The organism is Enterococcus sp. DIV1059_2 (assembly GCF_051713685.1).
GTDB lineage: Bacteria > Bacillota > Bacilli > Lactobacillales > Enterococcaceae > Enterococcus_D > Enterococcus_D casseliflavus.
In genome coordinates, this window is record NZ_JBIOQK010000001.1 from 1,236,743 (window position 1) to 1,253,163 (window position 16,421).

Consider the following 16,421-nt stretch of genomic DNA (forward strand, 5'->3'; position numbering starts at 1 on the left):
AATGATGGTTTATGGAGGAATTGAAGCCGGCGGCACAAAAATGATTTGTGCCGTTGCCGATGACCAGTTGACGATCATCGCCCAAGAGTCGATCCCAACGACAACACCAGAGGAAACGTTAGCGGCGATCTTTGCCTTTTTCGATCCCTACGATCTCGTGTCATTAGGGGTCGGTTCCTTTGGTCCGATCGGGATCGATCCAACCCAAGCGACCTATGGCCACATACTAGCGACGCCGAAACAGGGCTGGCAGCAGTTCGATTTTCTCGGTGCATTGAAGAAGCGCTACCCAGAGACAGCATTTGCTTGGACAACAGATGTCAATGCTGCCGCTTATGGGGAATTACGTCAAGGAGCGGCGCAAGGCAAAGACAGCTGTGTCTATTTGACAGTAGGCACCGGCATTGGCGCAGGAGTCGTTCGTGAAGGAAAGATTTTCGAGGGGATCGGTCATCCAGAAATCGGTCATACCTATGTCAAACGCCACAGTGAAGATACGTATGCTGGTACATGCCCGTATCACGGCGACTGTCTGGAAGGATTAGCCGCAGGGCCTTCTTTAGAAGGACGTACGGGGATCAAAGGACAAGACTTGCCGCAAGCGCACGAGATTTGGGGGTTGCAGGCCTTTTATCTAGGGCAAGCGCTGGTCAATATCACGTTGACCTTAGCACCTGAGAAAATCATTTTAGGCGGCGGGGTCATGAATCAGCCGCATCTACTCGCTCAAATCCAACAAGCCTTCCAAAAACAAATGGCAGGCTATATGGAGACACCACCAGTGGAAGACTACATCGTCACTTGGGGCTTGCCGAACAAAAGCGGGATTATCGGCTGTCTCTTGTTAGGCAAAGAGCAGGTGACTGCCCATGACTAACTTGCATTTTCCTAAAGATTTTTGGTGGGGAGCCGCCGCCAGCGGTCCGCAAACTGAAGGACGAACGGCCGATGATGGCAAAGGCGATTCGATTTGGGACTATTGGTACGCAACGGAGCCAGAACGTTTTTATCAAAAACGGGGACCAAAAGATACCGTCCAGCTGCTGCAGCGTTACCCAGAAGATGTGGCGTTGATGAAAGAGATCGGCTTTAATTCTTTTCGAACCTCGATCCAGTGGAGTCGCTTGCTGCCAGAAGGAAGAGGGGCGGTCAATCAACAAGCGGTGGCGTTTTATCGCGAGTACTTCGCTACTTTGATCGAAAATGGCATCGAACCCTTCATCAATTTGTATCATTTTGATATGCCGATGGCACTGCAAAAAGAAGGCGGCTGGCTCAATCGCGAGACTGTCACAGCATTTGCAGATTATGCTGCTTTGTGTTTTGAGTTGTTCGGTGATCAAGTCCGTCATTGGTTCACGCAAAATGAACCGATCGTGCCAGTGGAGATGGGGTATTTGTATCAACAGCATTACCCAGCAGAAATCAACTTGGCACATGCGGTGCAAGTTGGCTACCATGAAGCACTCGCCAGCGCCTTAGCGATCCAACGCTTCCGTCAATCTCAGCAATCAGGCGAAATCGGCATCATCTTGAATTTGACACCGACTTATCCGAAAGATCCGAACGATGAAAAAGATGTCCAAGCGGCGCAACTGGCAGATGCCTTTTTTAACCGATCCTTCTTAGATCCAGCGGTCAAAGGCACCTTTCCTGTAGAATTGCTCGCTGTCTTAAACGAGTTGGCGATCATGCCAGAAACCAGAGCAGAAGATTTGCAGATCATTAAAGAAAACACGGTCGATCTCTTGGGGGTCAACTATTACCAGCCACGGCGGGTGCAGCAAAAGCGTTCTGCCAAAACAGCGGACACACCAATGCCAGAAGATTACTTCGATGTGTATGATTGGCCAGAAAAGAAAATCAATCCCCATCGAGGCTGGGAGATCTATGAACGAGGCATCTATGATACCTTGATCAACCTACGAGACAACTACGGCAATATCCCCTGTTATATTTCAGAAAACGGCATGGGGGTCGAAGATGAAACACGCTTTATCGATGCCAGCGGTCAGATCCAAGATGAGTACCGCATCACCTTTATCAAAGATCATTTGCGGTATGTTCACCAAGCGATCCAAGAAGGCAGCCAGTGCCGCGGGTATCATATGTGGACCTGCATGGACAATTGGTCTTGGCTGAATGAATTCAAAAATCGTTACGGGTTTATTGCTGTCGATTTGGCTACCCAAAAACGGACCATCAAAAAGTCTGGTGAGTGGTTCCACGAAGTGATTCTACAAAACGGCTTTGTCGACTGATCATTCATAAAAAACAAATCAATGAAGCGTCCTATCTTGCAAAAGGTAGGACGTTTTTCAGTTTTTTAAAGAATAGAAACAAAATATAAACAAAGACCTTTAATTTGTTTCATTTTATCTTTAGTTTGTTCCTTATTTTTTAGGGATGAAAGCGTTATTCTAGTAGCATGAAGGAGATGATGAGATGTGAAGAAAAAGGGGTTTTGGAGGAATGTCTGGCAATACAAAGCGTTGATATTGATGGCTTTGCCAGGTGTTGTCTGGTTTATCTTTTTTTTCTATATACCTGTATTCGCAAATGTGGTGGCGTTCAAAGATTTCCACATTTCACCAGACGGCTTTTTTGCCAGTTTGAAACAAAGCCCATGGGTCGGCTTTGATAACTTTAAATTTTTATTTGCATCTAATGATGCTTGGCTGATCACTAGAAATACCCTACTCTACAATATCGTATTTTTAGCATTCAACCTATTCTTTGCGATTGCCTTTGCCATTATTATGAGTGAGCTGCGCAATAAGCGCTTGGTAAAAGTGTATCACACGATGTCCCTGTTGCCGTACTTCCTTTCTTGGGTGGTTATTTCGTACTTTGTCTATGCCTTTTTGAGTCCAGACAAAGGGATCATTAACCAATGGATCACGGGTATGGGCGGTGAAGGAATCAACTGGTATGCTGATCCGAAATGGTGGCCGTTTATTTTCGTCTTTATGAATGTCTGGAAGAGCTTAGGCTACAACAGCATCATCTATTATGCGTCAGTGGTCGGGATCGATCAGACGTATTACGAAGCCGCGATGGTCGATGGCGCCAGCAAATGGCAGCAGATCAAAAATGTGACGTTGCCACAGCTGATTCCAATGATTTCTGTTTTGTTGATTTTGAACATCGGTGGGATCTTCCGTGCCGACTTCGGACTTTTCTATCAAGTCCCACGAAACTCTGGGGCGTTGTACCAAGTCACCTCCGTTTTAGATACGTACATTTATAATGGACTGACTGCCACAGGTGACTTCGGGATGACCGCAGCTGCTGGCCTTTATCAATCAGTGGTTGGGGCATTATTATTACTAACAGCGAATTTGGTTGTTCGTAAACTAGAACCAGATTCAGCATTATTCTAAGGAGGATGGATAAATGAAGAAAAAAGTAACGAAAGTCGAGATCCGCTCCTTTAACCCAACGGTCAACCTGATTTTTAATATCGTGATCGGTCTGTTCGCGATTTCCTGTGTCTTGCCGTTTCTCTTTGTGATCGCGATCTCATTGACCAGTGAAACCTCTTTGGCAGAAAACGGCTATCGCTTTTGGCCACAAGAATTTTCGTTCGCAGCGTATACCTACCTGTTTAGCGGACAAATGAGCAGCAAAATTTTCCAAGCATTTGGCGTATCTATTTTTATCACTGTTTTTGGTACCTTCGTCAATGCAACGATGACTTCGCTCTATGCCTATGTCATCTCTCGCTCAAATTTTCCATTCCGTCGTTTCTTTACGATCTTCGCTTTGATCACCATGTTGTTTGCGCCAGGGATGGTTGCCAATTACTTAGTGATGGTCAACTTGATCCAATTGAAAGACACGATTTGGGCGTTGATTTTGCCCCTTGCCTTAGGGCCTTTTAATATCCTTGTTATGCGGACCTTCTTTAAAAAGACGGTACCAGATAGTATTATAGAATCTGCGCGCATCGACGGTGCCAGCGAAATGAAGATTTTTCTGTCCATCGTGTTGCCGTTAGCCGTTCCAGGGATCGCAACGATCAGTCTATTTGCCGCTCTTGGCTATTGGAATGACTGGTTCAATGCATTGTTGTATATTCAAAAAGACTCTTTAGTGCCCTTACAAGCACTTTTGATGCGGATTCAAAGCAACTTGGACTATCTAGCCAAAAGCTCTGGTATGGCTGCCCAGATCCAAGGTGGTTTGGCCGCTTTGCCAAGCGAAACTGCTCGCATGGCAATCGTTGTTGTTGCAACCTTACCGATTGCGATCACCTATCCATTCTTCCAACGGTATTTTGTCGGTGGTCTGACAATTGGTGGCGTCAAAGAATAATCAAATAAGTATAGGGAGGAAACAAAAATGAATTTGTGGAAAAAAACAGCTTTTGCTGGGATGGCCGCAGCGGCAACTTTGGGAATGGCTGCCTGTGGGTCGAACGGCGCAACATCCGATTCAGAAAACAATGCAGACGGCGTAACGACTTTATTGATGTATCAAGTCGGGGACAAGCCAGAAAACTTTGATCAATTAATGGAGATCGCCAATAAACGCATTGAAGAAAAAACCAACGCTCGCATCGATCTGCAGTATATCGGCTGGGGTGATTGGGATCAAAAAATGAGTACCATCATTTCATCGGGTGAAAACTACGATATTTCCTTTGCCTCAAACTACGTTGCGAATGCGCAAAAAGGCGCGTATGCAGATTTGACGGAGTTAGCACCAAAATATGCCAAAGAAGCGTATGATCAATTAGACGAATCTTATATCAAAGGCAATACGATCGACGGAAAATTATATGCCTTTCCAGTCAACGGCAATATTTATGCCCAACAAGTCTTGACCTTCAATAAAGAGTATTTAGATAAATATGATTTGGATATTAGCGGGATCGAATCTTATGCAGATGCCGAAGACGTGTTGAAGAAGTTTAAAGAAGAAGAACCAAACATCGCACCGTTTGCGATCGGACAAACCTTTAATGTTTCTGGAAACTATGATTATGTGATCGGGAAAGATTACCCATTTGCTGTTAAATTGGACGGCGATACAACGAAGATCATCAATCAATACGAAGATGATGAACAAATGGAAAACTTGAAATTGATGCACAAATGGTACAACGAAGGCTTGATCCCAACTGATGCAGCCACTAATACGACTGGTTACCCATTAGAAGGTAACACATGGTTCATGCGTGAAGAAACCCAAGGACCAATGGATTACGGCGATACGATCTTAAGCAATGCCGCAGGTCATGAATTGGTTTCACGTCCAATCACGAAACAATTAAAATCAACAGGCCAAGCGCAAATGGCAAACTTTGTCGTAGCGAATGTTTCGAAAAACAAAGAAAAAGCAGTGGAAGTGTTGGGCTTGTTGAACAGCGATCCTGAATTGTTGAATGGATTGGTTTGGGGTGTCGAAGGCGAAGCATGGGAAAAAATCGAGGGCGAAGACAACAAAATCCGTCTCCTTGATGGCTACTTGCCAAATACCCGGATGGCTGCTTGGAACACTGGGAACAACATGATCCTTTATACACAAGAATCCATCACAGACGATATGATCAAAGAGCGTGATGAAAATATTGCTAACGCTGAAGCATCACCAATCTTAGGGTTCAACTTCAAGACTGATAATGTGAAAACAGAAATCACGAATATCGCCAATGTCATGAACCGTTACAAAGCAAGTTTAGCAACGGGAACGATCGATCCAGAAGAAAATGTTCCGAAACTAAACGAAGAATTAAAAACCGCTGGCTGGGAGAAGGTCCGCGATGAAATGCAAAAACAATTTGATGAGTATCGTGCAAGCCAAGAATAAGCAACAGGCGCCGCTCACCAATCAATAGATCAAGTAAGCCGGAGGCTAAACGCATCAGGACCAATGGTTCCCACGTCTAGCTTCTGGCTGCTTTTTCTTTAAAGTAAGTAGCGGAATCTTTGATGAAAAAATAACGTTACTTTTGTTTTTTAACCTTCAAGCAGCAAGCATAGTGCCTCTAAAACGTACATAGCATTAAAAGATTCTCAGGTAGCTTGAGTAGGAAGCTAAAATCATGCTACATTTTCGATAGGGAACAAATAAGGGAGGAATTTTAAATGGAAGAAACAGCAAATAGTGGGTTGGTCAAGGGCTTTCGCTTGATTTGGGCGATCGTGAAGTTGAATTTGTTTTTCGTCGTATTGACATTGGCAGGTGGCGGAATCTTAGGGATCGGTCCAGCGTTTCATACCATTAGTACCTTGATCCAAGAAGACGGACTAAATTATGAGCATCAAAGCTTTCGCAGCGCATGGCGCATTTGGCGCAGCGTCTTTGTCAAAGCCAATAAACAGTTTTATCTTTTCTTCCTACTGACAGGTTTCTTAGTGTATAACTTGTATTTAGCTACCCAGATCCAAGGCTTGATTTGGCTGATGATCTCTTTTGTTTTAGTTGTCGTCAGCGGATTGAGTATCTTACTGTACTTACTAAGTGTGGTTTTTGACACATCCTATGAGATTTCCTTGTGGAATAACCTGAAATTGTCCTTCGTGTGTCTGTTTCTTCATATGGCGACCTTTCTAAAATTGTTCGTGGGGATTGCCAGTATTTTCGCTTTTACTTGGATGATGAAAGGGCTCTTGCTCTTTGGAACCTTCAGTCTATTGATTTTGTGGTGCCACATGGCGATCAGTCAGGAAAAAACCGTCATTGATCGGGACTTGGCACATGACTAAGCAGCGCTTTCGTTTGTTTAAACATGACTTTTTGATCAATCAGTTGATGCAGTTGTATAGCGTCCTTTTGGTGATCATCTCGATTATTATCATGCTGGTTCTGACGGCATATACTGGGGCAGACCGCTTCAATAGCAGCGAACGCCTCGTGGAAGCTACCAGTATGCAGCTGGATGCATACGTGCAGGATCAAAACGCGGTCGTTTCAACGGTATTAGGCGAATTTACCAGTTCGGATACTGCTTTTGAATCGCTGCGCAATTATTTACAGCTTTCATTGCCAGACTATTTTTCCTATAGTAATGATATTTTTCGCCAGACGGGTCAAAGTGTGTATTTGCCAAACATCCTCTATCGCTTGATCCGTAATCATCCTAGTATCGAAGAGATCATTATTCAACTAGATGAAAGCAATGAGACACTAGTGGCAACCCCAGATACCCCTTATGGAGAAAAACGCAGCGGCAAGCAGATCGATTTGAAAAATCGTCTGTTTTTTGTTCGTTCGATCGCCCAACCAAGTAATTATGCGCAACCGTTAGGGCAAGTCTACGTGATTTTTCACTCAGACGATGTCTTAGCCAATCGACAAGAAGACAACCAAGCGCATGGTATTAACAGTTTTTTGTATACCTCCAATGGTCAGCGGCTATACAAGGATGCCGCGAACCTTAGCAAGCAGACCTTAGCGAAAATTGATCAGGCGGTGGCTCATGGAACTATTCACGACACTCTGTCGAAAGACTTTTATATCAAAAAACAAACGACCGTTAGCGGAGAGTTGTCACTGATCTTGTTGTCAAAAGGTGTGATCTGGCGGGATATTTTTTCTAGCGCCATTTGGATCTTTAGCTTTGGGATTGGGATTCTCTTATTGGTCCTATGGGTGCTCCATCGGACCTTCAAGCGCTATACATCGCAAGTACAGCAGATCGTCTATGCGACGAAAGAAGTCAGTCAAGGAAATTTTGATAAGCGGATCGATACCGCCAATGTCCAACAAGAGCTGAAAGAAATCGCAGAAGCCATCAATCAAATGACTTACAGTATCAACGAGTATATCAAAGACATCTACACGTTAGAGATCAAGCAGCGAGACGCCGATATGCGGGCGCTGCAAGCACAGATCAATCCGCATTTTCTGTATAACACGTTAGAATACATTCGAATGTATGCCTTGAGTCGCAACCAAGAAGAGCTGGCGGATGTCGTCTATGCCTTTTCGGCACTGCTACGGAACAATACGACGCAAGAAAAGACGAAGACCTTAAAAGAAGAAATCGATTTTTGTGAAAAATATGTCTACTTGTTTCAGATGCGCTACCCAGATAAGATCGCCTATCATGTAACCATCGATCCAGCATTAGAACAGTTGGAATTGCCGAAGTTCACGCTGCAGCCGCTTGTCGAAAACTATTTTGTTCACGGCATCGATTATCAGCGCAATGATAATGCCATCAGTATCAAGGCTTATAAAGAAGTCGATCAGATCGTGATTGAGGTCAAAGACAACGGCAAAGGCGCAGATGCACAGCAGTTGGCGATGATCCAAGAAGAACTGCAAAATCAGGAGATCGGAGCCCAAACCTCGATCGGGATCAAAAATGTTCACGAACGGTTGCGGGGCATGTTCAACAGCGCCTATCAAATGGACGTTACGTCTCAGGCAGGTGCTGGGTTTACGGTCAAGATCCGCTTAGATGAGAAACGTTTGCAAAGGGGGCATGAGACAGATGTATAAAGCAATGTTCGTTGATGATGAATACATGATCTTGCAGGGGCTGCAGATGATCTTGCCTTGGCAAGAACTGGGCTTTGAAGTGGTGCATACAGCGAAAAGTGCTAGTGAAGCCCTCGAGTACTTGCAAGAGCATTCCGTTGATTTGCTGATTACGGATATTCGGATGCCAGAAATGAACGGCATCGATATGATCCGCCAAGCACAAGCGTTTGGGAATCGATTTTTCTCGATCATTCTATCAGGCTATCAGGAGTTTGCCTTTGTCAAACAAGGCATGGCGTTAGGTGTGCGTAATTATCTCGTCAAACCTGTTAACAAAGAAGAACTACGCAGCAGTGTACAAGCAATTGCAGCTGAGTTAGAGGAGCAGCAAAAACTGTTGGCAGAAAAAGAACTGTATCAAGAATCAAGCCTGCTGCTTTGGTTGAATGATGAATTGAACGAAAGCGAGTACCTCCATTTGCTGGCGCAACAGCGGGTGCCACTAGCAGCACCCTTTACCGTTTTGCAGTTCAATGGGACTGCTGAGATCTTACAAAAAATCACGACGTTTTTTCAGCAACACGATCAGCCATTGATCTTACCAGGGCGATTAGATGAAAACCAAGTGATCATTACTGCTGCTGGACCAAGGCAGCAAATCAACGCTGACCTAAAAGCACTGGCACAGCAGCTCAATAGTACAGACTGGCAGTTGATCATGAGCGAAACCATCAACGAGTGGGAGAATTTGTATAAAGCCTATGAAAAAATCAAACAGGTTCAGTCACTGCAAGCCTTCTACCCGGATCTGTTCTTACAAGAACAGACGATCCACGTGGATATTTTAGAGCGAAACGAAGAACTCCCGTTTCTATCTTTTAACAAAGCATTGACCATTGGGGATGTCAAAACGATCCAACATGAGCTGGATAAAATGTTCGCTATTTTGGAACAAACCCAAGCAGACCCTGAGCATGTTCGCTATGTTTCGTTCTTGTTGTTCAATGATATTTATCGGCAGCTACCAGTACTTTCCCATGAAAACCATGAACAGATTTTGGCACGGATTCGTGAGTCTAATACACTGGCAGATCTGCGGCAGCTCTTTGATGATGTGCTGGAGCTGGCGAAATCGCAGCCACCGCAAAAACGCTATTCGGAGATCGTTCAAAAGACGATCCAACTGATCGAAGAAGGCTATACCCATGATTTGACGGTCAAATCAGCGGCAGAAGAACTGCATGTCAGCGTCGTTTATTTGGGCCAGCTCTTTAAGAAAGAAACGGAAATGAGTTTTAATCAGTACGTCAATCTGGTGCGGATCAAGCAAGCCCAGCAGCTGCTGCTTCATTCGAAAGCTACGATCAGTGAGATCGGCGATCGTATTGGTTACAACAATACCAACTATTTTTCCAAAATGTTTAAGAAATTGAATGGTCTGACCCCCAAAGAGTTTCGCGATACCTATGAACAGCATTATGAATCCCTTGATTGAATTTAGATTTCTTCAAAAAAATTCTGGTTTTTGTGATTAAATGATAGTAATTGTGACACTTTCACGGTAAACTAAGAGAGGAAAAATAAAGAAGAGAGCGTGATGTTGTGAAAGAAACCAAAAAATTTGCACAAGTTTTGATAGGTACCGGGCTGATTGCGTTGGCCATTTCCTTATTGATCACCGCCCATCAAGGTTATGATACGATCAGTACGTTTTTACTAGGAATTTTGAATTTCGTCGATGTCCCTTTTTGGATTGCCAGTTTGTGTTTTAATATTATTGTTTTGTTGATCGTTGCAGTCTTTGATCGTGCCGAATTAGGCATTGGCAGTTTTATCAACGGGATCGGCTTAGGCCTGTTGATTGGGATCTTTGAACCAGTGATGGACAAAGTATCGATTCATTTGCCTTTTTATCCTTGGATCGCTATTTTTTCAGCACCGATCTTATTTGGGATCGGCGCTGGTATCTACGTTTCTTCCAACAAAGGATCAGCGGCGTTAGAAGCCTTGACTGCCTTGATCTACAAACGAAGCAAATTGACGCAAAAAACGATCCGTATCGGCTTGGATGCAGCCATGGTCTTGATCGGTTTTGCGCTAGGCGCCAGTGTTGGGTTAGGTACTCTCTTGTGTATCGTCTTTATTGGCCCAATCTTTGAAGCCACCATGAAAACCATCGCTGCTCGGAAGAAAAACGCCTAGCCTTGAAAATAAGTCGGAAAAAGCTGTCTGTAAGGACAGCTTTTTTGCTGCTTCCATTTAAGGGAATTATCTGAAGGAAGAAAAATCCTGATTTCCTTAAGATTCTCTGGGTAAAAAAAGTGTTTTCTCCATGGTTACTGTCTTATTGGACTTGGTATACTGATAAGACGAGTAAAGGAGAAGTGAAAATGAAAAGTTATCGTTCGACGATTGCGGCTTGCTTTGTAGGGTACATCGTTCAAGCCGTCATCAATAATTTTGCCCCCTTATTATTTTTGACCTTTCAAAGCCAATACCAGCTACCGATCAGCCAGATTACTTTGCTGGTTAGTTTTAACTTTTTGACCCAGTTAGCCGTCGATTTTGCAGCAATCTTTTTTGTAGACCGCATCGGCTATCGAGTGTCGATCGTAGCCGCGCATTTTTTTGCAGCGATCGGCTTGATTGGTCTAGCCGTTTTTCCCTTATGGTTTCCGACCCCGTTTAGCGGATTGTTAGCAGCGGTTTTGTTGTATGCCATTGGCGGTGGCTTGCTGGAAGTCTTAGTCAGTCCCATCGTTGAAGCCTGTCCAACGGAACATAAGGAAAAAACGATGAGCATGCTGCACTCGTTTTATTGCTGGGGGTACGTGGGGGTTGTTTTGTTCTCAACTGCGTTCTTCATGGTGTTCGGTATTCAACAGTGGCCGATTTTGGCGATCATCTGGGCGCTGATCCCGTTGGTCAATTTGTTTTTCTTTACCAAAGTCCCGTTGGCGCCAATCGTTGCCGAAGGAGAACGAGGGTTGACCACTCGGCAGCTCTTTTCCTTGAAAAGCTTTTGGCTGTTTCTGGTGATGATGGTCTGTGCTGGAGCCAGCGAACAAGCAGTCAGCCAATGGGCATCGACCTTTGCCGAACAGGGCTTAGGTGTTAGTAAGACGCTAGGCGATTTAGCAGGGCCAATGGTTTTTGCCTTGATGATGGGGATCTCCCGCTTGCTTTACGGCAAGTTCGGGGAACGCATCGATTTGAAACGCTTTATGTTTTTGAGTGTTTTGCTTTGCCTACTGGCGTATATGATGATCGGCTTTGCTTCATTGCCATTGATCGGGTTCCTTGGCTGCGGCTTAAGCGGTTTTGCCGTAGGGATCATGTGGCCAGGGGTCTTTAGTCTTTCTGCGCAATACATTCGCAACGGCGGAACGGCGCTATTTGCTTATTTGGCATTAGCAGGAGATTTAGGGTGTTCAATCGGACCCGCTGTCGTCGGCAGTATCGTCGAATGGACGGGACAACAGCTGCAGGTTGGGATTCTAGGGGCGATCGTTTTCCCGATCATCTTGCTGGCAGGAATTTATTTGGTTCAACAAATGCACAAAAAACGACAGCTTCCGTTGCTGGTTTTTCAAGAATCCACAAAAGAATAAAAAAATTTTGGAGCAAATGCCGTCTTTTCATGGTATTTGCTTTTTGTTTTCTGAAATTCCTCTAGTCAAGATAGTTTCTATCCGCTATACTTTGACTTATTCATTTAAAAAGGAAGTGATGTTGTGAAAAGTCAATTGAAAAAAGAAATCAGTTTTTTTGGGGCATTATCGACAGTAATGGGAACGGTGATCGGCGCCGGCGTGTTTTTCAAAGCAGCGGCTGTGGTCCAGCAGACCCAATCCACCGGTTTGACCTTGTTGGTTTGGCTGCTTGCCGGCTTTCTAACGATTTGCGGCGGTTTGACGGTGGCGGAGTTAGCGACGGCGATTCCTGAGACTGGCGGACCCATTCGATATATTGAAAGAATTTATGGAAAATTACCCTCCTTTTTATTAGGCTGGGCACAAAGTATCATTTACTTTCCAGCAAACGTGGCGGCTTTAAGTATTATTTTTGCGACCCAGTGTTTGAACTTATTTCATCTACCCAGCAATTATTTGCTTCCTTTATCGATTTTGACCGGAACGAGTGTGACCTTGATCAATCTTTTGGGAACAAAAGCTGCTGCTCAAGTCCAGTCCGTCACGTTAGCAGTCAAGCTGATTCCGATTGCGGTGATCATCGTGGCGGGTCTGTTGACACCAGGGCAAGTATCGGTCTCATTGGTGGATTTTTCTTCCAATACTCAAGGATCGCTTGCAGCTGGCATCAGTAGTGCCCTCTTAGCAACCCTTTTTGCTTATGACGGCTGGATGGGAGTCGGTAATGTCGCTGGGGAAATGAAGCGACCCGAAAAAGATTTACCAAAAGCCATCATCTTTGGGTTGAGTTTTGTTACCTTGGTGTATGTGTTGATCAATGTTGCCTTTTTAAAAACATTGCCGATCGATCAAATCGCTGGTAATTTGAACAGTGCCTCAGAAACTGCGATGGCCTTGTTTGGCAGCTTTGGCGGAAAACTGGTCACGATCGGTATCCTGATCTCTGTGTATGGCGCATTGAACGGCTATACAATGACTGGCTTGCGGGTCCCATATGCCATGGCGTTGGAAGATGAGATTCCTTTCAGCAAGACCTTTGCCACTTTAAGTAAAACCACCAATGCACCCTATGCGGCGGCTTTTTTACAATTAGGGATCGCGTGTATCATGATGCTTTTAGGCACCTTTGATCTCTTGACCGATATGCTGGTTTTTGTTATGTGGTTCTTTAGTGTATTATTATTTGTAGGAGTTTTTCGTTTGCGAAAAACAGAACCGCAGATGAAGCGTCCGTATAAAGTTCCCTTCTATCCAATCATTCCCTTGATTGCGATCTTAGGTGGCTGTTTTATCTTGATTATGACCTTGATCACTGACACGTGGTTAGCAGTCGTGGGAATTGGCGTGACGTTACTAGGAATTCCCGTTTTTTATGGAAAAGCAAAAGGAAAAGCGAGAGGAGCGAAAGAATGAAGATCGTTGTACTTGATGGCTATGCGTTGAATCCAGGAGATTTTTCTTGGCAAGGGTTTGAAGAATTAGGAGAGGTGACGGTGTATGATCGTACCTCGTATACAGATAAACAAGAAATTATTGAGCGAATCGGCGATGCCGAAGCAATTTTGACAAATAAAACACCGATCACCGCAGATGTGCTCAAAGCATGTCCGCAATTGACCTACATTGGGGTCTTGGCAACTGGATACAATGTCGTTGATTTGGCAGCAGCGAAGGAACAGGGAATCACCGTGACCAATATTCCTAGCTACAGTACCAATGCAGTGGCACAAGCGACCTTTGCTTTGCTGCTGGAAGTGACGAATCAAGTGGGACACCATAATCGTTCCGTGCATCAGGGCGACTGGCAAACCAGCAAAGATTTTTCTTATTGGCAGACACCATTGATGGAATTGGCAGGCAAAACGATTGGGCTGATTGGATATGGTGCGATTGCTCAAGCAGTTGCCACGATCGCTCATGCGTTTCAGCTGAAGGTGATCTACTTTAATCATCGACCAAAACCAGCACAAGCGGATTGGGCAAAACAAGTTTCGCTGGCGGAATTGTATCAAGAAGCAGATATCATCAGCCTTCATGTTCCGCAGTTTCCTGAGACAGAAAAAATGATCGATCGCACCGCATTGGCACAAATGAAATCTTCTGCGATCCTGATCAATACCGCCCGTGGCGGCTTGATCGATGAAGCGGCAGTTGCTCAAGCACTGCAAACTGGGCAGATCGCAGCCTTGGCGGCAGATGTCGTTTCAAAAGAACCGATCGCAGCTGACAATCCCTTATTACAGGCGCCAAATTGCTATTTGACACCGCATATCGCTTGGGCACCCGTCGAAACGCGGCGTCGTTTGATGGGGATCGCTGTGGCGAACTTAAGCGGCTTTAAAGCAGGTACACCGCAAAATGTCGTGTAAGCAAAACGAGCAAGGAAAAGGACTTTGACAAAGCAGGCGACTAGCAAAGCAGTTAGTCTCGCCGACACAGTAACCATTTCGACCAGTCATCCAGCCTCACAAGGTGATTGGTCGTAGGACTGGTGGTTTGTCTAAGTCTTTTTTTACTGAAAATGAAAGGAGACGGTCTTGAAAAAGTATTATTATCTAGCGGCCTTTGTTAGCGTGCTGGTCTTGAGCTGGCTGATCCAAACCCAAAGCAGCCGCTTTTATGCACAGCCGATCATAGAAGTACAAACGGTTCAAGTCACCGCCGACCAGCAGCAGATCCAAGGGATCGTTCGTAATGGAGAAGAAGCGGGGGTACTACGGACAGTCACTACGCAATACACCCCCAACGGTGCGATTCATCCGTTGTATCAGACCGGACAACAGCTGCTTTTGCAAAAAGAAGGGGATGGCTGGCAGGTACAAGCACAAAAAAGGGATGGGTATCTCTTTTTCTTCCTTGCCTTATTCCTGATGGCAGTAGTCGCAATTGGTGGCAAAAAGGGCTTGCGGGCTTTACTTAGTATCTTTGTGAATACTGGCTTGCTGCTCCTTTTTCTTTGGTTTCACAAAGACAACAGCTCCTTTTCATTGGTCTTTTTGATGATCGTTTTTACGATCGTCTCGTTGGTTTTGACGATGGGGATTTCCTATGGCTTTCGTACGATCGACAGCCGCAAAATCATTGCCTCGTTAGCCAGCGTCCTCTTGGCGTTTTTTCTCTGTCGGTTCGCCATGGATCTTTTGCAAGATCATGGGTTGCGCTATGAAGAAATGTCGTTTCTGACCCGTCCGTATCGCAGTGTCTATCTAGGGAGTCTGCTGATTGGCGCGATTGGTGCCAGCATGGACAATATTGTCATGCTGATTGCCAGTCTAGATGAGATCCAGCGTATCAATCCCCGGACTAGCCGCAAGGAACGATTAGCGATCGGTCGGTCCATCGCGCAAGATACGACTTCTTCGATGATCAATGTCTTGTTGTTTGCTTATTTAAGTGGGAGTATGCCAGCGCTATTGTTTTACCTAGCAAATGGCTGGCTGCTGTCGCAAGCATTGCCAATGCATCTTTCTTTAGAAATAGTGCGTACATTATGCGGCGGCTTTGCGTTGGTTTTATCGGTACCGTTGACGCTCCTTTGCTTTGAACTACAAAGGAGGAAAGCAAAATGAATGTTTTGTTTGTGTTGATCTTGCTTTTTCTCTTGCTGACTTTCGCTGTTTTTCGGATCGAAGGGCTGTTTCAAGTCACTGGTCTGTTTATGAATGTGGCTGTCTTTCTAGCGCTGCTGGTCCTGATTGACCGAGGGACACCGATTTTACCAGCGGCTTGTGTTGCTTTTTTAGCCGTGGCGGCGATCACCTTGTTTTTCGTGAACGGCGTCAATCAGAAAACCAAAATTGCCTTTGTCTGTGTGTTGGTCTTTCTAGGGCTTTTTCTACTACTATTTCCGCTTGTGCTCTCTGCAATGAATCTGCATGGATTTTCGGCAGAGGAACTGGATGAGTTGGCGATGTATTCCTTTGATGTAGCCATCGATTTTAAGGCATTGATGACTGCGATCATTTTGATGAGTTTTTCGGGGGCGGTGGCAGATGGGAGTATGGCAATCAGCACTGCGACCTATGAACTTTTTCAAGCAAACCCGCAAGTCTCGATCAAGGCATTAAGTAAAAGTAGTATGACCGTGGTATCAGACGTATTGTCTTCAACGATCAATACCTTATTGTTTGCCTTTATGGGAAGTAATCTGGCGTTGATTGCGTGGTTTCAAGATTTGTCGATCTCCTTTGGTGCAATGATCAATTCGAAGGCGTTCGTCTCAGAATTGGTCGTTTGTTTGATCACGGGTCTGGCAGCGGTGATTATTTTACCCATCACCGCATGGGCAGCAAGTTGGTATTTTTTGAAAAGAAACCGAATGGAATAGGAAGG

14 protein-coding genes are annotated in these 16,421 nt (G+C 44.9%); all 14 read left to right on the forward strand.

Annotated features, from left to right (window positions below; all coding sequences use genetic code 11):
- Position 1: 1 nt before the first annotated feature.
- The 14 genes from IGI72_RS05790 to IGI72_RS05855 all read left to right on the forward strand — a co-directional run bounded on the left by IGI72_RS05790 (position 2) and on the right by IGI72_RS05855 (position 16,416).
- Positions 2-877 (forward strand): ROK family protein, encoded by an 876-nt coding sequence (locus IGI72_RS05790; RefSeq protein WP_081091708.1) that lies wholly within the window; start codon positions 2-4, stop codon positions 875-877.
- Positions 870-2,261: a glycoside hydrolase family 1 protein gene (locus IGI72_RS05795; RefSeq protein WP_413152780.1), complete on the forward strand. Its 1,392-nt coding sequence runs from the start codon at positions 870-872 to the stop codon at positions 2,259-2,261. Before IGI72_RS05790 ends, IGI72_RS05795 begins: the two co-directional genes overlap by 8 nt.
- A gap of 240 nt (positions 2,262-2,501) precedes the next feature.
- On the forward strand, positions 2,502-3,383 hold the full coding sequence (locus IGI72_RS05800) for an ABC transporter permease (protein ID WP_086294872.1): 882 nt from the start codon (positions 2,502-2,504) through the stop codon (positions 3,381-3,383).
- 13 nt (positions 3,384-3,396) lie between these two features.
- A complete protein-coding gene (locus tag IGI72_RS05805) occupies positions 3,397-4,317 on the forward strand; it encodes a carbohydrate ABC transporter permease (protein ID WP_005225516.1) in 921 nt (306 codons plus the stop codon).
- Between the two features lie 27 nt (positions 4,318-4,344).
- A complete protein-coding gene (locus IGI72_RS05810; RefSeq protein WP_005225517.1) occupies positions 4,345-5,814 on the forward strand; it encodes an ABC transporter substrate-binding protein in 1,470 nt (489 codons plus the stop codon).
- Between the two features lie 278 nt (positions 5,815-6,092).
- On the forward strand, positions 6,093-6,713 hold the full coding sequence (locus IGI72_RS05815; RefSeq protein ID WP_413152782.1) for a DUF624 domain-containing protein: 621 nt from the start codon (positions 6,093-6,095) through the stop codon (positions 6,711-6,713).
- Positions 6,706-8,454 carry a sensor histidine kinase gene (locus IGI72_RS05820; protein WP_270276071.1) on the forward strand — a complete coding sequence of 583 codons (1,749 nt, stop codon included), beginning with the start codon at positions 6,706-6,708 and terminating at the stop codon, positions 8,452-8,454. Before IGI72_RS05815 ends, IGI72_RS05820 begins: the two co-directional genes overlap by 8 nt.
- Positions 8,447-9,931 carry a response regulator transcription factor gene (locus tag IGI72_RS05825; protein ID WP_005225520.1) on the forward strand — a complete coding sequence of 495 codons (1,485 nt, stop codon included), beginning with the start codon at positions 8,447-8,449 and terminating at the stop codon, positions 9,929-9,931. Before IGI72_RS05820 ends, IGI72_RS05825 begins: the two co-directional genes overlap by 8 nt.
- 107 nt (positions 9,932-10,038) lie before the next feature.
- Positions 10,039-10,638: a YczE/YyaS/YitT family protein gene (locus IGI72_RS05830; RefSeq protein ID WP_368263966.1), complete on the forward strand. Its 600-nt coding sequence runs from the start codon at positions 10,039-10,041 to the stop codon at positions 10,636-10,638.
- A gap of 188 nt (positions 10,639-10,826) precedes the next feature.
- Positions 10,827-12,047 (forward strand): MFS transporter, encoded by a 1,221-nt coding sequence (locus IGI72_RS05835; protein WP_010747782.1) that lies wholly within the window; start codon positions 10,827-10,829, stop codon positions 12,045-12,047.
- 123 nt (positions 12,048-12,170) lie between these two features.
- A complete protein-coding gene (locus tag IGI72_RS05840) occupies positions 12,171-13,502 on the forward strand; it encodes an APC family permease (protein WP_010747783.1) in 1,332 nt (443 codons plus the stop codon).
- A complete protein-coding gene (locus IGI72_RS05845; RefSeq protein WP_438753411.1) occupies positions 13,499-14,458 on the forward strand; it encodes a D-2-hydroxyacid dehydrogenase in 960 nt (319 codons plus the stop codon). The genes IGI72_RS05840 and IGI72_RS05845 overlap by 4 nt, the downstream gene beginning before the upstream one ends.
- A gap of 168 nt (positions 14,459-14,626) precedes the next feature.
- Positions 14,627-15,658 carry a YibE/F family protein gene (locus tag IGI72_RS05850; RefSeq protein WP_413152784.1) on the forward strand — a complete coding sequence of 344 codons (1,032 nt, stop codon included), beginning with the start codon at positions 14,627-14,629 and terminating at the stop codon, positions 15,656-15,658.
- Positions 15,655-16,416 (forward strand): YibE/F family protein, encoded by a 762-nt coding sequence (locus IGI72_RS05855; RefSeq protein WP_413152785.1) that lies wholly within the window; start codon positions 15,655-15,657, stop codon positions 16,414-16,416. The genes IGI72_RS05850 and IGI72_RS05855 overlap by 4 nt, the downstream gene beginning before the upstream one ends.
- The last annotated feature ends 5 nt before the right edge of the window (positions 16,417-16,421 follow it).

What these genes read in the sequence shown, in the direction of transcription:
- IGI72_RS05800 (WP_086294872.1), top strand. Translation starts at nt 2,502, where the DNA reads ATGGCTTTGCCAGGTGTTGTCTGGTTTATCTTTTTTTTCTATATACCT.
- IGI72_RS05835 (WP_010747782.1), top strand. Translation starts at nt 10,827, where the DNA reads ATGAAAAGTTATCGTTCGACGATTGCGGCTTGCTTTGTAGGGTACATC.
- IGI72_RS05810 (WP_005225517.1), top strand. Translation starts at nt 4,345, where the DNA reads ATGAATTTGTGGAAAAAAACAGCTTTTGCTGGGATGGCCGCAGCGGCA.
- IGI72_RS05815 (WP_413152782.1), top strand. Translation starts at nt 6,093, where the DNA reads ATGGAAGAAACAGCAAATAGTGGGTTGGTCAAGGGCTTTCGCTTGATT.
- IGI72_RS05820 (WP_270276071.1), top strand. Translation starts at nt 6,706, where the DNA reads ATGACTAAGCAGCGCTTTCGTTTGTTTAAACATGACTTTTTGATCAAT.
- IGI72_RS05795 (WP_413152780.1), top strand. Translation starts at nt 870, where the DNA reads ATGACTAACTTGCATTTTCCTAAAGATTTTTGGTGGGGAGCCGCCGCC.
- IGI72_RS05845 (WP_438753411.1), top strand. Translation starts at nt 13,499, where the DNA reads ATGAAGATCGTTGTACTTGATGGCTATGCGTTGAATCCAGGAGATTTT.
- IGI72_RS05805 (WP_005225516.1), top strand. Translation starts at nt 3,397, where the DNA reads ATGAAGAAAAAAGTAACGAAAGTCGAGATCCGCTCCTTTAACCCAACG.
- IGI72_RS05790 (WP_081091708.1), top strand. Translation starts at nt 2, where the DNA reads ATGATGGTTTATGGAGGAATTGAAGCCGGCGGCACAAAAATGATTTGT.
- IGI72_RS05825 (WP_005225520.1), top strand. Translation starts at nt 8,447, where the DNA reads ATGTATAAAGCAATGTTCGTTGATGATGAATACATGATCTTGCAGGGG.
- IGI72_RS05855 (WP_413152785.1), top strand. Translation starts at nt 15,655, where the DNA reads ATGAATGTTTTGTTTGTGTTGATCTTGCTTTTTCTCTTGCTGACTTTC.